Annotated in this window: 13 protein-coding genes; 3 read left to right on the top strand and 10 right to left on the bottom strand. The window is 65.8% G+C overall.

The window, feature by feature from the left end; all coding sequences use genetic code 11:
- Positions 1-180: 180 nt before the first annotated feature.
- The 3 genes from NFR41_RS00340 to NFR41_RS00325 form a co-directional block, all read right to left on the bottom strand.
- Positions 181-1,689: a sodium-dependent transporter gene (locus NFR41_RS00340; protein WP_160213246.1), complete on the bottom strand. Its 1,509-nt coding sequence runs from the start codon at positions 1,687-1,689 to the stop codon at positions 181-183.
- Positions 1,690-1,918: 229 nt separating this feature from the next.
- Positions 1,919-3,472, bottom strand: coding sequence for a cyclodeaminase/cyclohydrolase family protein (locus tag NFR41_RS10535; RefSeq protein ID WP_349665459.1), 1,554 nt, complete (start codon positions 3,470-3,472; stop codon positions 1,919-1,921).
- Between the two features lie 238 nt (positions 3,473-3,710).
- Positions 3,711-4,157 carry a GNAT family N-acetyltransferase gene (locus tag NFR41_RS00325; protein ID WP_160213244.1) on the bottom strand — a complete coding sequence of 149 codons (447 nt, stop codon included), beginning with the start codon at positions 4,155-4,157 and terminating at the stop codon, positions 3,711-3,713.
- 699 nt (positions 4,158-4,856) lie between these two features.
- Here NFR41_RS00325 and NFR41_RS00320 point away from each other — a divergent pair.
- The 3 genes from NFR41_RS00320 to NFR41_RS00310 all read left to right on the top strand — a co-directional run bounded on the left by NFR41_RS00320 (position 4,857) and on the right by NFR41_RS00310 (position 9,231).
- Complete coding sequence (locus tag NFR41_RS00320; RefSeq protein ID WP_160213243.1) at positions 4,857-5,300, top strand: GatB/YqeY domain-containing protein; 444 nt, start codon at positions 4,857-4,859, stop codon at positions 5,298-5,300.
- A 155-nt stretch (positions 5,301-5,455) separates the two neighbouring features.
- A complete protein-coding gene (locus NFR41_RS00315; RefSeq protein WP_251230234.1) occupies positions 5,456-6,700 on the top strand; it encodes a DUF4190 domain-containing protein in 1,245 nt (414 codons plus the stop codon).
- A gap of 221 nt (positions 6,701-6,921) precedes the next feature.
- Positions 6,922-9,231 carry an ATP-dependent helicase gene (locus tag NFR41_RS00310; protein ID WP_251230233.1) on the top strand — a complete coding sequence of 770 codons (2,310 nt, stop codon included), beginning with the start codon at positions 6,922-6,924 and terminating at the stop codon, positions 9,229-9,231.
- A gap of 736 nt (positions 9,232-9,967) precedes the next feature.
- Here the strand turns inward: NFR41_RS00310 and NFR41_RS00305 are convergent.
- From NFR41_RS00305 to nirJ2, 7 genes are all read right to left on the bottom strand, one after another.
- Positions 9,968-10,726, bottom strand: coding sequence for a hypothetical protein (locus NFR41_RS00305; RefSeq protein WP_251230232.1), 759 nt, complete (start codon positions 10,724-10,726; stop codon positions 9,968-9,970).
- Positions 10,727-11,358: 632 nt separating this feature from the next.
- Positions 11,359-12,534: a GNAT family N-acetyltransferase gene (locus NFR41_RS00300; RefSeq protein WP_251230231.1), complete on the bottom strand. Its 1,176-nt coding sequence runs from the start codon at positions 12,532-12,534 to the stop codon at positions 11,359-11,361.
- A 252-nt stretch (positions 12,535-12,786) separates the two neighbouring features.
- On the bottom strand, positions 12,787-13,893 hold the full coding sequence (locus NFR41_RS00295) for a hypothetical protein (protein ID WP_251230230.1): 1,107 nt from the start codon (positions 13,891-13,893) through the stop codon (positions 12,787-12,789).
- A 483-nt stretch (positions 13,894-14,376) separates the two neighbouring features.
- Positions 14,377-15,264, bottom strand: a complete 888-nt coding sequence (locus NFR41_RS00290; protein ID WP_251230229.1) for an ABC transporter ATP-binding protein — start codon at positions 15,262-15,264, stop codon at positions 14,377-14,379.
- Positions 15,265-15,283: 19 nt separating this feature from the next.
- On the bottom strand, positions 15,284-16,282 hold the full coding sequence (locus tag NFR41_RS00285; RefSeq protein ID WP_160213769.1) for a FecCD family ABC transporter permease: 999 nt from the start codon (positions 16,280-16,282) through the stop codon (positions 15,284-15,286).
- Positions 16,283-16,402: 120 nt separating this feature from the next.
- Positions 16,403-17,467: an ABC transporter substrate-binding protein gene (locus tag NFR41_RS00280; RefSeq protein ID WP_251230228.1), complete on the bottom strand. Its 1,065-nt coding sequence runs from the start codon at positions 17,465-17,467 to the stop codon at positions 16,403-16,405.
- Positions 17,468-17,768: 301 nt separating this feature from the next.
- Positions 17,769-18,773 (bottom strand): putative heme d1 biosynthesis radical SAM protein NirJ2, encoded by a 1,005-nt coding sequence (nirJ2, locus tag NFR41_RS00275; RefSeq protein ID WP_251230227.1) that lies wholly within the window; start codon positions 18,771-18,773, stop codon positions 17,769-17,771.
- Positions 18,774-18,894 lie beyond the last annotated feature (121 nt).

Here is an 18,894-nt window from a genome sequence, read left to right as displayed (position 1 = left end):
CTATCCTTCGCAAGGGTCATTCCAACGGGGCGCCGCTCCTGCAAACGCAGCGCGGCGCCTCCCTGCAACCATCCATCTGGATGTCGCCACCCATGGAACAGTGCACGAGGGCGGGGTTCCGCAGGAATATGCGCAGAACCTGCCTCCCGTGCACTGCACAAGACTCCCGGGCTGCCGGGCCTAGCCTATCCAGCTGCCGATGAGCGGCATCCACCCCATGACGAAAATGACGGCGATCAGCGCAGGCACGCCGTACTTCAGCCACGGCTTGGCCCACGCGGGGAAGCGCATGCCTTCGCCGGCGTCCGCCTCGGCCAAAAAGTTGCTCCAGCCCCAGCCGCCCTTCGACACGCAGAACAGCACGTACAGCAGACTGCCCAGGGGAAGCAGGTTGTTGGACACGATGAAGTCCTCGATGGACTGGATGTCACCGATGCCCGGGATGGTGGCGCCGGAGAGCACGTTGAACCCAAGGGCGCACGGCAGGCTGAGCACGGTCACCGCCATGGCCATGCGCGCCACGGCCACCTTGCGCGACCAGCCCCATTTGTCCATGGACCAGCTGATGAGGTTCTCGAAGACGGCGATGATGGTGGACAGCGCCGCGAAGCTCATGAACACGAAGAACAGCGCGCCCCACAGCTGCCCCAGCGGCATCTGCTCGAACACGCTCGGCAGCGTGATGAACACCAGCCCCGGCCCCGATCCCGGCTCAACCCCGAAGGCGAAGCACGCCGGGAAGATGATGAGGCCGGCCGTGATGGCCACCGCCGTGTCCAGGCCGCAGATGCGCACGGCCTCGCCGGTGAGCGAGCGCTCGCGGCCGATGTAGCTGCCGAAGATCTCCATAGCGGAAATGCCCAGCGACAACGTGAAGAACGCCTGGCCCATGGCGGCGTACACGGCGTCGGCGAAGGTGGCCCACTGCTCGGCGGCAGTGGCGCCGGCAAAGAGCTTCCCAAAGTCGGGTACCAAGTAGAACGCCAGGCCCTCGGCCGCGCCGGGCAGCGTGACGGCACGCACCACCAGCACCGCCATGATGGCCAGCAGGCAGCACATCATCACCTTGGTGATGCGCTCGACGCCCTTCTGAAGCCCCAGGCTGCACACCAGAAAGCCCAGCACAATGACCACGAGCATCCACCCGATGAGCTCGCCGGGGTTGCCCAGCATGGAACCGAATACGCCGGCCACCTGGTCGGGCGTCATACCGTTGAAGGTGCCGGTTCCCATCTTCACCACGAAGGAGAGCATCCAGCCACCCACGGTGGTGTAGAACATCATGAGCACCATGCAGCCGATGAAGCCCCACCAGCTGAACCAGTGCCAGCGGCGCGAGGGCTGCAGCGCATCGAAGGCCAACGCCGACGAGCGCTGGCTGGCACGGCCTACGGCGAACTCCATCACCATGACCGGCAGGCCCAGGATAACCAGGAACAGCAGGTACAGCAGCACGAAAGCCGCTCCGCCATACTCGCCAGTGATGTAGGGGAAGCGCCACACGTTGCCAAGGCCGATGGCACAACCGGCGCTGATGAGGATGAATCCGAGGCGCGACCCGAACTTCTCGCGAGCCGAGCCACCGGCCGCCGCTACCGCTTCCGCGCCCGCCTGCTCCCATTGGTCCGCCGCGCCAACGTGGGCGGGCTGCTGGCCGGATTGCTGGGAAACGCCGTTGTGTTGGGTCATAATTCGTTCGTCCTTCTTGCCTTCCGTGCGATAGGTGACCGCGCTCACGCGCAAGCCACGCCGGGACAGCGCGCCTGATCGCCCGCAAGCCCCGGGTCGTTGCCCCCTCTGCAGCGCAACGCCGTGCACAGTGTAGTTAATTTGAACGAAATTGCACAGAGAAATCGGCCGGGCGTTCCAAGCGGTCAGCCCAGCCGAGCGAACATAGCCCCAACGGCGGCGAAAACGGTTAGCGAAGCTGGGCCGTCACCGCGTCGGCAAGAGCCTGAGCCCGCGATGCGTCCGCCAGCAGCCGGTCGCACTCCTGGTCGATGGCGCGGGCGCAGTCGCGGTCGGCCAGGGCCTGCGTGTTCACGAACACGTTGATGGCGGCCGCCTGCATCGCCGCGGCTGCCAGAGCCGCACCGCAGCCCACATCGGATAGCAGCATGCGGCTGCCCTTCCGGTTCAGCTCCTCGAGCAGATCGACCACCGCAGCCACCTGGCCCATGACCTGCAGCGGGGGCTGCAGCGCCGCCTGGGTGGCAGCTTCCAGCACGGCGGCGCGGCTCGGGTCGTCCTTGGGGATGGCGTAGGCCTGGGAAAGCGGCTGGAATGCGGCGGCGTCCTCGTCCACCAGCTTGAGCAGGCGCTCGCGGGCGCTGTCCGCTTCGACGAGAATCCGCTGAATGTCCTGCTCGTAGACGGCGTACTTCTTCTTGCCCGTGGTGAAGTTGGCCACCATGGAAGCCAACGCCGCCGCCAGCGCCGCCGCCAGGGCCGCCGCCCCGCCGCCGCCCGGCACGCTCTCGGGACCGGCCAAACGCGCTGCGAAGGAGCTGCAGGAAAGATTCGCGAAAGCGGGCTCGCAATCCTCGGGCGCCGGCTGAGCCGAGCCGCCCGCAGGCCGCCCCTCCCCGGCGTTCGCCGCAGCCGGTTCGGCAGCGCCCCCGTCCGAAGCCCGCTCGGCCGCTTCCACCACATGGGACACCAGCACCGCCGTGGTCACCGACCCGACACCTCCCGGAACTGGGGTGATAGCGCCAACGATAGGCTCCACGGCTTCGAAATCGACGTCGCCCACCAGCTTGCCGGCGTTCTCGTCCCAGTTGATGCCCACGTCGATCACCACCTGGCCGGGCGCCACGGCGTCGGCCCCTATCACCTTCGGACGACCCGCGGCCACCACCAACACCTGGGCCTTGTGGCAGGCCTCGCTCAGGTTCTTCGTACGCGTATGGCACATGGTCACCGTAGCGTGGTTCGCCTGCAGCAGCAGCGACACCGGCTTGCCGATCACCAGCGAGCGGCCCACCACCGTCACGTCGGCGCCCTCCAGGTTGCAGCCGTAATAGTTCAGAATGCGCACGCACGCCTCGGCCGTGCACGGGGGGAATCCCAGGTCGCGGTCGGTGAACACGCCCAGCAGCGAGCCGCCGGTGATGCCGTCCATGTCCTTCGCCGAATCCAAAGCCGCGCAGGCAGCTTCCTCGTCCAGATGGGCCGGCAGGGGGCGCATGAGCAGGCAGCCGTGGATGGAGGCGTCGGCGTTGACCTGGGCGACGGTGTCCATGAGCAGCGCCTGGGGGCAATCGGCCGGCAGCGCGAACGCCTCAAGCTTGATGCCGGCAGCCTGGCAGCGCTTCGAGGCACCGCGCTCGTAGGACACGTCGTCGGGCCGCTCGCCCACACGCACGATGGCCAGCGTCGGCTGCACCCCGCGCTCGCGCAGCCGGGCCACGCGGGCGGCCACCTCTTCGGTAAGCGCATCGGCAACAGGCTTGCCCTTCAGCAGTTGGGCCATAGCAGTGTTCCTTTCAAACGGTAGGAGGGCGGTAGGAGGGCGGTTCGCAGCAGCTGACAATCCGAAGACAGTCGGTCGCGGCCCGCAGGCAGCGGTCGGCCATCGACGGCCAGCAGTTAGCAGCGGCGCGGGAGATCAGCTGCAACCAGCGGCGGCGCGACGGCCAGCGCAACGGCGGCCAACGACCAGCGCGCTCAACGGCAACGGCAGCCGGCGCCGTTCGTCGGCCGCACGGCAGCTAGACCAGTACCTTCTTCATCCACTGGTGCTCAACGTGCTCGTCCAGCTCAACGGGCCCGTAGGCCGCATAGCCCAGGCGCTCGTAGAAGGGCTGGGCCTGCAGCTGGGCATGCAGATGCATCTCGGCAGCGCCGTGATCGCACGCGATACGCTCGGCCTCGGCCATGAGCTTCGATCCGGTGCCCGCCTTGCGGCCCGACGCCAGCACCGCCAGCCGGCCCAGAATCCACCGGTCAGGGCGCGCTTCCACGCCGCTTTCCATGGCGGACGGGAACAGCCGCGCGCAGCCGAGCAGCTCGCCGTCGCCGTAAGCGCACAGATGCACCATGCGCGGGTCGATGTCCAGATCGTCGAACTCCTCCTGGAAGCCCTGTTCGTCAAGGAACACCTTGGTGCGTACCAGGGCCGCATCGTGAAAGGCGCCCTGCTTGAATTCAACGGCCATACCAGCTTCCTTCCCGCGTCGTCCGCGTAACAGTCCGCATAGCATAGCACGGTCGCACACCCCCTTGGCGAAAGCGACGCCCAACGGCAAACAGCCCGCAAATCAGCAGCCCGACCGCAACGTCGGCAGCAAGCCCAAGCCCCAAGCCCGTTCCAGGGTCGCCGGCTGCAAAGGCCGGGCTCGGGCATGCCCGCCGCAAAGAGCGAGCGCAGACAGTTTCTGGCAGAGATTGGGGGTTTGGCAAATCTCAGCGCAATCCCGGGGAAGCCTGAGCGGGCGCGAGAATTTCCCACCTGGGAAAACAAGCCGAGACCCCTGGAATAAAGGCGCGATCCGCAAGCCGATATTTGCCAAGCCCCCAATCTCTGCCAGAAATCGCCCGCACGGCGAGAGCGCCTTCAACCAGAAATCATTTGCGGCGACAGCGGTTCTGCCACCGCCGCCATCAACGTTTCGAACTATAGGAAAGCGGCCGAAATCTGTGACCACCCGAAACATACGGAATCGAGTATCCCCTGCTCATAGGCTTACTACTTGCGAAACGTCAGGAGGTGATGCCAGCGCGTGCCGCCCCCTGCGCGCATCACGGTTCGGTTAATCTCAGCGAATCTGTCAGCTCTGGCGCACGGGTGCGGTATACTCGCAGGCGGCCGCAACGGCCATGCACGATTCCCGTTGGGAAACCCAGAGGAGCAGCCCATGACCTACGATGAACTGAAGGAAGCAATCAAAGACGCTATGAAGGCGAAGGACAAGCCGCGGCTGTCCATCCTGCGCCAGGTTCACGGCGAAATCAAGAACATAGAAGTGAACGAGCGCCGCGACGTCACCGACGCCGACGTGGACGCCATGCTCAAGCGCGTCATCAAGCAGACGAAGGAGACGCTGGACGGGTCCATCAAGGCCGGCAACGACCAGGAGCGCACCGACATGCTGACCAAGCAGGTGGCAGTGCTGGAGAGCTACCTGCCCCGCCAGGTGGAAGGCGCCGAGCTGGAAGCGCTGGTGGACGCCACCCTGACCGAGACCGGCGCGGCCACGAAGAAGGACATGGGCCGCGTGATGGGGGCCCTCACCAAGGCCACCGGCGGCAACTTCGACAAGGCCCAGGCCGCGAAGCTTCTGGGCGAGAAGCTGGCCTAACGCCCGGCAACGGGGAAGCAAGCGCCCGCCAGGAGGGCGCGCTTGCAAGCGCGAAGCCCCTTGCAATCCGAGCGCCGTGCATTGCACGTCCGTGCACTACATATATGTAAGCCTGCGGGGAGCAACTTCCCCGCATCCGGTTAGAAGGAGAGACCATGGCAGAAGAGAACCTGACCGGCCAGACGCCCGACGGGGCGAACGGCACCGATGCCAACCCTGGCACCGTGGAGGAAATGAGCTGGGAGAACGTGGAGGCCTACCAGCCGGTTTCCACCGGTACCGCCGATGAGGCGACGGTATTCTCCACGCGCACCGAAACCGCGGAGGCCGTTGGGACGACGTCGGCGGCAGCCGCCCCCGGCGCGCCCGAGCGCCAGCCCGTGCCCACCTACATGCCCTCGCAAGCCTGCGGCACCGCCCCCACCGCCGCTGCTCCCGGCGGCCCTGGCGCGCCCACGGGCGGCAGCCCCTACGCAGCAGCGCCCGACTACAGCTACGGCGCGCCGGCTCCCCAGGCCCAGCAGCCCAGCAGCGGCAAGGCCGTGGGCGCGCTCGTGTGCGGCATCCTGGCCATCCTGACCTCCGAGACCGTCATCGGCGGCATCATCCTGGGCATCGTGGCCCTGGTGCTGGCGGGCCAGGTGGTGCGCGCAGGCGGCAAGGACGGCAAGACCACCGGTGCGAAGGTGTGCGGCGTCATCGGCATCGTGTTCTCGGTGCTGTCGCTTATCGCGTACCTGATTTTCTTCGCCTTCGGCATAGCCATGCTGGCCAACTACGACTACGACTACAACTACAACAGCTACAGCTCCAGCGGGTCGGCCGCCACGCCCTACGGCTCCGATTCCAGCAGCTCCTCGGACGGCCCGATGGCCATCACCGAGGACGACCAGGCAGCACTGGACGTGTCGGTGATGACCCTGGAAACGCTGGCCGGCGACGAGGAGACCATGAGCTACGTGGCCGACAAGGCAGCCACGTGCTTCCAGCACTTCAGCGACGGCGAGTTCTCGCTGGAAGACGTAGGAATGGAGCCGCTGGCCTTGGCCCAGTGGATGGCCAGCACCGTGGTGGTCGACCCGTCCTCCGCTATCTCTTTGGCCGATGAAGACGCGGGCACGGCCACGGTGTTCCTGGACCTGGAGTGCACCGACATGGTGGAATATACCGACGAGATCCTGGAGCTGCTTTCCAGCGATCCGACCGCCATCGAAGACGCCGACCTTGACCAGTTCATCCAGCTTATCGGTAGTGCCGCGCAGGAAGCCATGAGCACCGCTGATATCGACGAAGATTGCAGCGTCGCCTTTGATCTGGTCAAGCAGGACGGCATCTGGGTAGTTGACCGCGATTCCCTGCTGGCCGCCCTGGACCTGATGTTCTGCCTGAACAACTTCTAGGGCGGGCGCGCGAACGGCAGCGAAGCGCAGCTGCTGCGTCGGGCACTGCCCTTGCAAAACCTCAGGGCCAGCCGTTTGCGGTTGGCCCTTCTTCTTGCCCGAACCAGCCCGGTTGCGCTTTTCGACATGATGCGCAGTCGATAGTGACATCTGTTCGTAAGTTCGCTACAATACCTCACATGAATAGTACGCTTGTTCCATATGACGCCAACGACGACTTGTTGCCCGTTGATTCGGGAAACGCGCTTGCGGCTTCCGGCGACGGGCTGCGGCCGCGTTCGGTGCTGGACGGGCTGAACGAGGCGCAGCTTGAGGCGGTCACCACCACCGAAGGATACGTGCGCGTCATCGCCGGCGCCGGCACGGGCAAGACCCGCGCGCTCACCCACCGCTTCGCCTACCTGGTAAACGAGCTGGGCGTGCTGCCGGGCAACATCCTGTGCGCCACCTTCACCAACAAGGCCGCCGCCGAAATGCGCCACCGCATCCGCCGCCTCACCGGCGACAACGACACCGGCCGCATCAACACCTTCCACGGCTTCTGCGTGGACGTGCTGAAAGAGGACGGCAACGCGCTGCACTACCCCAAGAGCTTCCTGGTGCTGGACAACGGCGACATCGACGCCATGCTGGCCATGGTCTACGAAGAGCGCGGGCTCACCCTGCGCGACATGACCTTCGCCAACGCCCGCGACATGATCGAGATGATCAAGCTGCAGGAGCGGCCGGATTACTGCCGCGATATGCTGGCCATGCCCATCGACGGGCTGCACCAGCGCTTTCTGCAGGCCGAAGGTACCAAGGACATCATCTTCTACGGCTATCTGTACCACCAGAAGAAGTGCTTCGGGCTGGACTACAACGACCTGATCGTGTTCGTGCTGCACCTGTTCGAGACCTACCCCGACGTGCGGCTGAAATGGCAGCAGCGGCTGGAATACATCATGGTGGACGAATTCCAGGACATCGACGGCATCCAGTACCAGCTCATGGAGGTGCTGGCGGCTTACCACGGCAACCTGTTCGTAGTGGGCGACCCGGACCAGACCATCTACACTTGGCGCGGCGCCGACGTGCGCTACCTGCTGGATTTCGACAAGCGCTTCCCCGGCACCCGCACCATCATGATGCTGCAGAACTACCGCAGCGTGCCCGAGGTAGTGGCCGTGGCCAACTCACTCATCGCCAAGAACCGCACGCGCATGGAAAAGTCGCTGACGGCGCAGCGGACCGACCACGGGCCCACGGTATGGCATCACGCGAAGAGCAGTCCGGCAGAGGCTGCTTGGATTGCGGAAGGCATCCAGGCGCTGCACGAGGGAGGGGTGCGCTACCGCGACATGGCCGTGCTCTACCGTGCCCACTACGCCTCGCGCTCGGTCGAGGAAGCACTGGTGAAGGCAGAAATTCCCTACGCGCTCACCAGCGGCGTTCCCTTCTTCGGCCGCAAAGAGGTGAAAGACGCACTTTCCTACCTGCGCCTTGTGGCCTACCAGGACGACCTGTCCTTCGCCCGCGTGGCCAACACCCCCAAGCGCAACCTGGGGCAGCGGCGCATGGCGCATCTGCAGGACGTAGCCGCCCGCGAAGGGTGCAGCCTGTTCCAGGCGCTGCAGCGCTCCGTCGACGACGACATCTTCAAGGGCACGAAGGCTCGGGCGCTGCTGAAGCTGGTGGACGATTTCAGCGGCGCTTACGAAGGGCGCCCCGTGTCCGAGGTGCTTGCGGCGCTTATGACCGCCAGCGGCTACGAGCGCATGCTGCGCACCGAGGGCAGCCAGGAGCGGCTGGACAACCTGGCCGAGCTCAAGCAGGCCATCTACGAGTTCGAAACCTCCTGCGGCGAAGAGGTGACGCTGGAGCACTACCTGTCGTCGGTGGCGCTCATGTCCAACGCCGACGCCGTAAGCAGCCAGCGCGACCAGGTGCGACTCATGACCATCCATGCCGCGAAGGGCCTGGAATTCCCCCACGTGTTCCTGTGCGCCCTGACCGAAGGGGTGCTGCCGTCGAAGAAGACCGCCACGCCGGCAGCCATGGAGGAGGAGCGGCGGCTGGCTTTCGTGGCCATGACCCGCGCCCGCGACGGCCTGTACCTGTCCGAAGCTGAAGGGTTCTCCCACGAAGGCAGCGGACGCTACCCGTCGCGCTTCCTGCTGGACATCGACCCGGCGGCTCTGCAGTTCTCCGACCGTCCCGCCGACGACTACCTGGACCAGGCCCGCGCCGCCATCGCCGCATCCGACCAGTGGATGACCGCGCTGGCGCAAGAGGCCCGCTTCGCCGTGGGCGCCCGCGTGCGCCATAAAACCTTCGGCGACGGCACCGTAGAGGCCATCGACCTCACGAAACGCGCCTACCTGGTGAAATTCGACGCCCTGGAAACCTCGCGCGCCCTCAGCTTCCGCGCGCCGCTGGAAGAGGGAGAGGCGCAAAAGGGCTGCACGATTGGCATCTCCATCCCCAGCGACACGCGCTACGACAAGGAAACCGCCCACGACAAGCACGCCAAGCGCCACCGCTCCTGCTAGGCTATCTAGAGTTCTGGGCATCGGACACGCACCCGGGGGAGCCGTGCACCCGGCGACGACTGTAGCGGCCCGATGCGACCGACGACGGTTATGGCAGTCCGCCGCAACCACCGGCAACCCGCTGCAGCCAATTGCTTCTGTGACAGCCCGCTGCAGCCGACGGCGGCCGTGACAGCCCGATGTAACCGACGCCGGCCGTGGCAGCCCGGTGCACCCGACGACGGTTATGGCAGCCCGCTGCAGCCGACGGCGGCCGCGGCAGCCCGATGTAACCGATGACGGTTATGGCAGAAAGCCGTGTAACCGATGACGGTTATGTACGATTTTTTGTAACGAAAGACGGCTGTGGCACGTTTTGGCTGCCATAATCGTCTTTCGTTACATCGCCGCGAGCAGGACCACCGCGATCGCTTCCGGATGGACCGAGAACTACGCCGGCTGCACTCGCACGATAGCTTCGGCATAAATGGCTCGTGGTTGCGGCCACGTCTTCTGCACCGGCGCATCGAAACAGAATACGCACGGTCACAGCGCAACACCCATGAACGACTAACACTTCAAGGGTCGCTCCGATGCGGGTATGCGCCACAGTGCAGGCCAGCTCCTACCCCAAGGGCATCGAGCAATCGCTCCGGATACGCTCGCGCAGTGGCTTCGGCACAAGCTACACGCCACGGCAAACATCGATGGCGTACAGCTGCAACCGCCTTCCCGCACGGTGGCGGCGCTCGGCCGTCTAAGAGGCTTGCGGGGAGGTTCGCTTCGCTTGCTTCTGATGGTTCTTCACGGCCATGCTCACCTTGCATGCCACGTAGGCGATGCCGAAGAACAGGTAGGTTGCGGCATTAACCATGTAGTCGGCGAACTCGGCGGTGCCGGGCCCCACGTAGATGGCGTGGCCCAAGCTCAGCAGGATACCCTGCAGCACCAGCAGCCCCATGAACGGGTAGGCCATGGCCTGGATGGTCTTCCAGGTGCTGTGCTTCATGCGCTTGCGGATGAACCGAAACGACGTCAGCCACGGCACCGCGAAACACACCAGAAGCGGCACGCCCACGATGGTAACGGCCGCCATCATGACCGGAGCCGCATCGCCCCAGATGAACGTCCAGTACATACTCAACGACAGCGGTATCATGAACGCGACGCGGCAGATGTGGGCCGCGATGATGAAGCCGCCGATGACGGAAAGCTCGGTGCGCACGGAAAGAAAGCGCTTGGTCACCCACCATTTCCGCGGCAACGCGCCGGCGAACATGACCGCCAGGTAAAACGCCACACCCACGTAGCAGCTGACGAACAGGTCAAGCACCACGTCGGCCCACGGGTCCCAGGTAATGCCGTCGATGAGCGTGACGGCGGAGAGGGCCGCGTAGAACACGTAGAACGGCACCGGATGCTTGCGCAGCACCGGCGCGGCAATCAACGCGAACGCCACCACCAGCACCAGCGCTTGAACGATGTTGGGCACGATGGAGGGTACGAAGGGAATCATGGCGGTCGCCTTGCTTTCTGAGGTCGAGTGGAGCAGTGCTAGCAGGCGGCCGCCGATACCCAGCGCCCGCCCAACATCCGCAGCCCCAGTGTAGCGAACGCCAGCCGCAGAACGCACTTCAGGGCGGCGGCGGACGGACTTGCAGCAAAAAGGTAACGCCCTCGTCAACCGCCAAAAGCACTTTGAAGGGCCGGACAATCGAGCGAGGGCCACCCCAAATCGTGCATATCAGGCAGGTTCATACGCTTTTCCTGCACAACCTACCCGCTATGCACGATGCCGGAGGCCGAAGGGGCTGAAGGGGATGGGGACTGGGGGATAGAGGCCGAAGGGACTGAAGGGGCTGAAGGGGATGGGAGCCGAAAGGACCGGGGGCGGAGGGGAGCAGGAGCCAAAGGGTCCGGGCCCTTGGGGGCTAGAAGGCTGGGGACAGAGGGATTTGAGCCGAAGGGACCGAGGACCGAAGGGGGGGGGTGAAGGCTGAAGGAGCAGGGGGCCAACGGGCTGGGGCCCAGAGGGACCGAGGACTGGAGAAGCTGGAGAAATCGAGGGGCGAGGGGACTGAGGGCCGAGGGAGCCGGGGTTGCGGCCCGCTTGCCGATGTGCTTCGACTCGTACTTCTTAGCGGCCTCCTACTTTGCCTGCTTGCCCGCTTCGCGCTTCCTGCCCTTCTTGCTCTTTTTAGCCTTCGACTTCTCTTCGTTCTTGCCGTCTTTGCCCTTCTCGGCCTTCTTGCCCTTCCCGCGCTTCGTCTTCTTTCCGGCCTTCTGCAGCTTCTTTTCGCCCTTGGCCTTCTTGGGCTGCGCCTCCAGCTGCGCTTCGTCGGCAAGCACCTCGCTCGGGGCAGCTGCAGCCTCCGCTTCGTTAGCGGCCTCTTCCAGAATTTCCTGCGCTGCCTCCAGGTCGAGCTCGGTCGGCATGGCTGCTGCAACCTTGGACGGCGCAACCGCCGCAACCTTGGAAGGGGCGGGGCCTTCCACCCGCTCGGCGGCAACAGGCGGCTTGAGCGCGCCCTCGTCAGCACCATCGCCGCCGACTGCCGCGGCCGATTTCGCCCTGTTGCCGCTGGTCGCAACGGGCACTTCCGCGCTGTCGCCGTTGGCCGCCGCGGCCGCCTCCGCGCTGTCGGCGCTGGTCGCAACGGGCGACTTGAGTGCGCCCCCATCAGCAACATTGCTGCTGGCCGCCGCAGCCGCTTCAGCACTGTCGCCGCCGACCGCACCATCGCCGCCTGCCGCCGCGGCCGCTTCCTCGCTGTCGCCGCTATCAACCGCGCCAGCTTGCGTGCCGCCGCAACTGCATGCGCAGCTGTCGACCCATTCCTTGCAGTCGCGGTAGTAGATATGCATGTCCTCGAAGGCGCCGTAGCCGTTCAGGTAGCCGCCGGGGATGGTGCCCACGCGAGCGAAGCCCAGATCCTCGTACAGATGCATGGCTCCCACGTTGCTGGCCACCACCGCGTTGAACTGGATGCCGCGGAAGCCCAGCCGCGCCGCCTGGGCCAGCGAGTCCTTCACCAACTCGCGGCCTAGCCCCAGCCCGCGGCTGCGCTCGGCCACGCCGTAGCTGGCATTAGCCACGTGCCCGCAGCGGCCCACGTTGTTCGGATGCAGGATGTACAGGCCGAACACCACGTCGTCGATAACGGCCACCGCCGAAAGCGACTGCTGGGCGAAAAACTTCGCCGCCTCTTCGGCACTCAGCGGATACACCTGCGGAAACGCGTTCCCGGCCTCTACGATTGCGTTCCAGATGGCCCGCATGCCCTCCAGGTCGCTCTCGCGATAGGGGCGAATCTCCAACGCCATGGCGCTTCCTTTCCTTCTCGAACCCTTCCGCGGGAGCCCTTGCTCCCTGCAGCCAGCCTCGCTCGCCGGCGCGGCTTTCATGCACCCTGCATCCGGCGTCGACCGCCGGCACGGCCGGCCCGCGTCGGGCACCATACAAAATCGGCCACTTCGTCATGAAAACGTCGCGAACCTTCCGATTATGCGGGCTTTCCGGCCACGTTGCTAGCCGCACCGACCGCATGGTCCTCGCCCGCAAGCGTGCCTGCCCTGCTAATCCATGTCCAGCGCGTACACCATGCCGGCGCCGTACAGCTTACCGAAAATGTAGCGGTTGCTGGCGGATTCCTCGCTCACGTATACGCGACCTTCATAGGATTCGATGCCCTCGGTCATGGGCGGGGCGGCCACATCGGTCACCAGGCTGCGGGAATCCAGGCAGTACAACGGCACCTCCTGGCCGTCGGCCGTAAACATGCCGTCCTGGGTCAGGCGGGCGGTGTCGTAAGCCAGCAGGTGCGACGTGGCCAGCCCGTAGGACTGCGACAGCACGATGCGGCCGTCGGCGGTCAGGCACGTGCCCTGGATGCGCTCGGGGATCGACAGCACCGCCTCGGGCGCGTCGGCCAGGCCCCACTGGGCGGTGTCGCTGAGCGGATAGGCGTAGATAACGGCCGAGTTCTGGGAGCCGTCGGGCGTTGCTATGCGGTGCTCGCCAGGCGTTTCGTAGTTTCCCGCCCGATAGAAGTTGCCCACCAGCAGATACTCCCCCTCCACATTGCCGAACGACGGGGTGAAGTCCAGGTCTATCTTGCCCAGGGCCAGCACCGTGTCGCCATCGGCGGCGTTGACCAGGTCGCTTTCCTCGAACACCAGCAAGCCGCCTTCGCAAGCCACGTACACGTAGCGCCCGCTGCTGGTGATGGCGGAACCGTGCCCGTCGTAAAGCTCGCCGTCGGGCGCGGCCAACAGCAGCCGCTGCACCGAGCCGTCGGCCGAGTGCCGATAAACGGGAGAAGGCCCGCCGTCAGTGGCATAACCGCTGAACAGCCATGCGTCGCCGTGCTCCAGCCAGTCGAGGTCCTGGCAGATGAACCCGGAATTGATGCCCGGAATGGGAAACGCCGCCTCGGCCTGCTGGTAGAAGGGAGCGTAGGCCACGCGCACGAACACGTTCACGCCGACAATCACCGCTACCGCCACGCCCACCAGCACGCCAGCGACAATGCCCAGCACCTTGGGCCAGCGGGGGCGCTTGCGGGCGTTCTTCGAGACTGTCGCCTCCTTGGCAGGGTCGTTGGACGCGCTCGAAGACCCTGCATCCGCATCGCGCCCTTCCCCATTGCGCTGCGCGCTCTCGTCACTCTTCGCTTCAGCCATCACATACCTCGACTCGCTTCGTACTTAGCGCGCGGCGCCACCGCCGTTTCGGCCCGCCTCGCACACGTGGCACGAGCCTACCATACCTCCGCGATCGACCGACAATCTGATGCGCAGATGCAACCTTCCCCTGATGCCGAAATGTCGAACGCAACCCCCCCCTCCGCCTTCCAAAAGGTTTCCCAACTAACTTGGGAACTTCCGGCAGTGACTAGAGAAGTTTTGGTGGTTACTTGGGAGCCTTTGCTAGTTGTTTGGGAACTTGGGGACCTTGAACTTCCTAAGTTCCCAGGTAAAACGTGCAACCCTAGGCACTGTGCAAGGACGCCCGTCAACGGGGCTTTCAGCTTCTCCACCACAACCACGCACCCGATAGTCGACAGCGTGTAATAGGGAGGGGGCAGGCGAAGCTCGCACGGCATCGGGGCTGTCTCGCTATCCCACCTTGCAGACGCCCGCCGCTTCACTGCTCTCTGCCACGCCTTACCGCCGGTACACCGTGTAGGCGCGTCCCTCTGGGTCGTCGTGGGCGCGGATGGTCACGTCGAAGGCCTGCTCCAGGGAGCCCGACGCCAGCACCTCGTCCACGGCGCCTTCGCCCAGCCGGCTTCCCCGCTGCATGACCAGCAGCCGATCGGAATAGCGAAGGGCCAGGTCCAGGTCGTGGATGACCATGACCACCGTCTTGCTGTGCTCCCGGTTCAGGCGCCGCACCAGCGCCATGAGTTCGTGGCAGGCGCCGATGTCCAGGTAGGTAGTGGGCTCGTCCAGCATGATGGTGGGCGTGTCCTGGGCAAGGGTCATGGCGATGCAGGCCCGCTGGCGCTCGCCGCCGGAGAGGGTGCGCACGTCGTGGTTGCGGAAATCCGCCACGCCCGCCAGCTCCATAGCCTGCTCCACCTGGCACCGGTCCTCGGCGCCCATGCGCCCTCGCAGCCCCTGATGGGGATAGCGCCCGCAGGCCACCAGCGCCTCCACGGTCATAGCCGGCGGCCGCATGGACTGGGCCAGTGTAGCCACCATGAGCGCCCGCTGCTTGGGGGCGAAGCCCGCAGCGGGCCGCCCGCCCACCAGCACCTGGCCAGCCGACGGGCGCAACATCCCGTTCACCAGCTTCACCAGCGTGGACTTTCCGCAGCCGTTCGGCCCCACGATGCTGGTGATGCAGCCGGCCCGAAATCCCGCGGAAAGCCCCTGGATGAAAGGCTGCTTCCCGTAGGAGAACACCACGTCCTTCAGCTCCGCTGCGAACCGGGAGTCATGCGCCTCGGCTTCCGTCCCCACGATAGCCGAAACCGCGTTCAAACGGCCAGCTGCCTCCGACACGTCGGCCCGTCTCCCCAACGCTGCCCCGTGCGCTCGCACGTCCACCCGTCGCCCCTCCTCTTCCCTAGTCAAGGCCGCCCCTCCTGTTCCGCAAAATCAGGTAGATGAAGAAGGGGCCGCCCAGAAACGCCATGAGGATGCCCACGGGCACCTCGTAGGGCGCGAACAGCACGCGGGCCAGCATGTCGCACAGCACCACGAACACCGCGCCTGCGACAGCGGAAAGCGGCAGCACCCAGCGGTTGTCGTAGCCGACGAAGAAGCGCACCAGATGCGGGATGATCAGCCCCACGAAGCCCAAAAGCCCCGCGAAGCTCACCGCCGCGCCGGCCAGCACCGCCGCCAAAGCCAGCAGCCCCAGCCGCCATGCTCCCACATGTATTCCCAGGTTATGAGCGGAATCGTCGCCAAGAGCCATGATGTTGAGCACCGGCGAGAGCAGCATCGCCAGCACCATGCCCGCCACCAGGTACGCCGCCGGCCAGCCGATGTCGCCCAGGAGCACGCCGGAAAGGCCGCCCACCAGAAACGAGGACGACCCCACGTAGGCGTCCGGGTCCACGATGAGAACGGTGTTCATGCCAGCCCCGAACACCGTGGTGATGGCGATGCCGGCCAGCACCACGGTGAGCCGGGATGCGTTCGCGCCCAGCGAGATGCCAAAGATGACGAGCGCCGTGACCATGGCCCCCGCAAAGGCTGCCAACGGAGCCAGCCACAGCGCACCGGGAGCCAGGGATGCGGCCAGCAGCACAGCCAGCCCCGCCCCCGAGTTGATGCCGATAACGTTGGGGCTGGCCAGCGGGTTGTCCAGCACGCTTTGGATGATAGCGCCCGCCACGGCAAGCCCCGATCCGGCCAGAAGCGCCGCCAGCACCCGGGGCAGTCGCACGTTCACCAGGATGCTCTTCGCCGCGTCGGACACCTCGCCGCCCGTGAGCCACGCCACCAGCTCCGGCGCGCTCACCGCCGACGACCCCACCAGGAAGGCCGCCGCCGAGGCAATCACCAAGGCTGCCGCACACAGCACCGCCGCCAACGCGGGGCTCATCCGCCGCACCATTCGCCTCCCCCTTCCGAATCTCGCGCCCGATTCGACGCGCTCGCCTTGCCGTCGCGCACCCGTCGGTGCGCTTGCGCTTGTCCTTGTGCACCCGCTGGCGCGCCCGCGCCCGCGCACCTTTTAGTTCCCGTACAGCACGTCGTAGAGCGCCTGGTAGCTTTCGTCCCAACGGTTGTTGGGCTTGTACTGGAACAGGTGCGGGTCCAGCACCAGGTAGTTGCCGTTTCGCACCGCGTCCAGCGTGGCCCAGGCCGGGTTGTCGGCGGTCTGGTCCTCGAGCGCCTTGCGGGCCGCTTCCTCGTCGTTGCCCATGGGGATAACGAAGATGTAGTCCGGGTTCAGCTCGATGACGGACTCCAGGCTGAAGTCCTTAAGCATGCTGGGATTGTCGTCCACCAGGTTGTGGACGCCCAGGTCGGCCAGCATGGCACCGGTCATGGTGGACGATGCCTGCACGCGGGTTCCTCCGGAATAGGTGGTCAGCACCAGCGCCGTGGGGGCGTCGCCGGCCGGGGCAGGAACCTTGTCCACGATGGCCCGAATGCGGTCGGCGGTCGCCTGGCCGTTTTGCTGGTACAGGTCGTCGCGACCGGTGATATCGCAGCAGATGCGCAGCATGCGCAGGTAGTCGTCGAAGGTGGTCACCTGGAAGTACGCTGTGGGAATGCCCGAGGCGGCCAGGGCCTCCTTGAGCTCGGTCTGGCTGGAGTCGCCGCCGCGGCCGCCGGTGCCGCTGGTCATGATGACGAAGTCCGGCTCCAGTGCCAGGATGGCCTCCAGATTCAAGCTGGAGAAGTCGCCGACCTTCTGCACGTCCCGGGATGCCAGGTCGTAATCGGACAGCGTGAAGGCGTCGTCGGAGGCGCCCACCAGCGTGCCACCGGCCAGCTCCCAGATGCTGGCGAAGCTGCCCATGCAGGCCACCACGCGCCGGGGGTCCTCCACGGTCACCTCGGCGCCAGAGTCGTCGGTGAACGTGACAGGGCCCGCTGGCGTCGCAGCGGGAGCGCCTCCCTCGGAAACGGCCCCTTCCATGGAACCTCCGGACTGCGCCGCTTCGGTCGCACCACCTTCGTCCTGAACCAAGTCGTTCGGACTCGACTGCCCCAAGGTGCAGCCGGCCAAAGCCAGCGTGCCTGCCAGCAACAGCGTCGCCCCTGCGACTGAAATGCAACGATTGCGCATGTCTCTTCTCCTTCTGTACATCGAAACCATCAAGGCTCCCCGCCCTGCGAACGCCGTCTTCCGCCACGCCGTCGGCGCCGCCACCCCCGCCATGCCGACCTCAGCGCAACCTCTTTGGGAAAAAAGCGCGACGGAATCCCGCACAATCGACAGTTTGAGCCCGAAAAACACACGAAACTGCCGATTATGCGGGATACGCAGCAAGGAGGCAGCGGGCTGGAACGACGTGGCAGAGGGCCGTCGCGTCTGGAAGCGTCGAGGTCGGGCAAAGCGCGTTCGCGGCCGCGGCGAAGCCGGCCGGTTAACAAGCCTCCACGGAAAGTCCCAGGCCATGGGCGCAATAGTCGTCCTGGGCCATGATGTCGCCGTCGTGGTAGTACGCCGCGCGCGCCCGGCAGCCGCCGCAGCCCTCGGCAAAGTCGCAGGTGCCGCAGGCTCCGGAGTAGGCTCGGGTGCGCAGGCGCTCGAACACCGGCGAGGTGCGCCAGATCTCGTCGAAAGGCTGCTGGCGCACATCCCCCGCCTCCTCGGTCATGTACGCGCAGGGGCGCACGATGCCTTCGGAGCCGATGACGCAGTAGGTCAGCCCCGCCAAGCAGCCGCGGTCGAAGCGGGTAGGCACGTCTAGCTGCTTCGCCACGCGGGTGAACTGAGGCGCGCAGGTGGGCTTCACGTCGATGGGCACCTCGGCGGACTTGCGCATGATGTCCTGCAGCAGCCGCTCGTTCTCCTCCACCTCCAGGCTGGTCTCCTGAATGAACTTGCCGCGCCCCACGGGAATGAGGAAGAAGATGTAGTGGGCCATGGCCCCCACCTCCACGGCGAAGTCGGTGATGGCGCACACCTCGTCGCGGTTCCAGTCCACCACCGTGGTGTGCAGCTGGAACGGCAGCCCCGCGCTCTTGCAGGCCTCAATACCGGCGCGGGTCAGCTCGAAGGCGTTGTCCAGCCCGCGGAAGCGGTCGTGCTTTTCGGCGTCCAGGCTGTCGACTGAAATACCCATGGCGCAAGCGCCGGCATCCTTCAGACGCCGAGCAACCTCGGGCGTGATGAGGGTGCCGTTGCTCCCGAACACCGGACGCAACCCCACCTCGCGCGCGTGGGCCACCAAGTCGTAGATGTCGGGGCGCATGAGCGGCTCCCCGCCAGAGAAGATCATCACCTTGAACCCGGCGGCAGCTATCTGGTCGATGAGCCGCATACCCTCCTTGGTGGTCAGCTCCTGGTCCGTGGCCTCTTCGGCGTCCTGGTAGCAATGGGCGCATTTCAGGTTGCAGCGGTTGGTGGTCATCCATGATACGAGCATCGTTTTCCCTTTCTGCCCTTCCCCGAAAGAAGAGCGCACTGTCCCAGGGGGAGCAACTCCCCCGCTATCAAACATGGTTCTGCGATTCGAAATCCGCGGGTTTCCCCGGCGCCTGCGGGCG

Origin of the sequence: Adlercreutzia aquisgranensis (assembly GCF_943193145.1) — a bacterium.
In the GTDB taxonomy this organism is placed as follows: domain Bacteria; phylum Actinomycetota; class Coriobacteriia; order Coriobacteriales; family Eggerthellaceae; genus Xiamenia; species Xiamenia aquisgranensis.
Note: the sequence above shows the minus strand (reverse complement) of the source record. Positions and strands in the feature narration are given on the sequence as shown.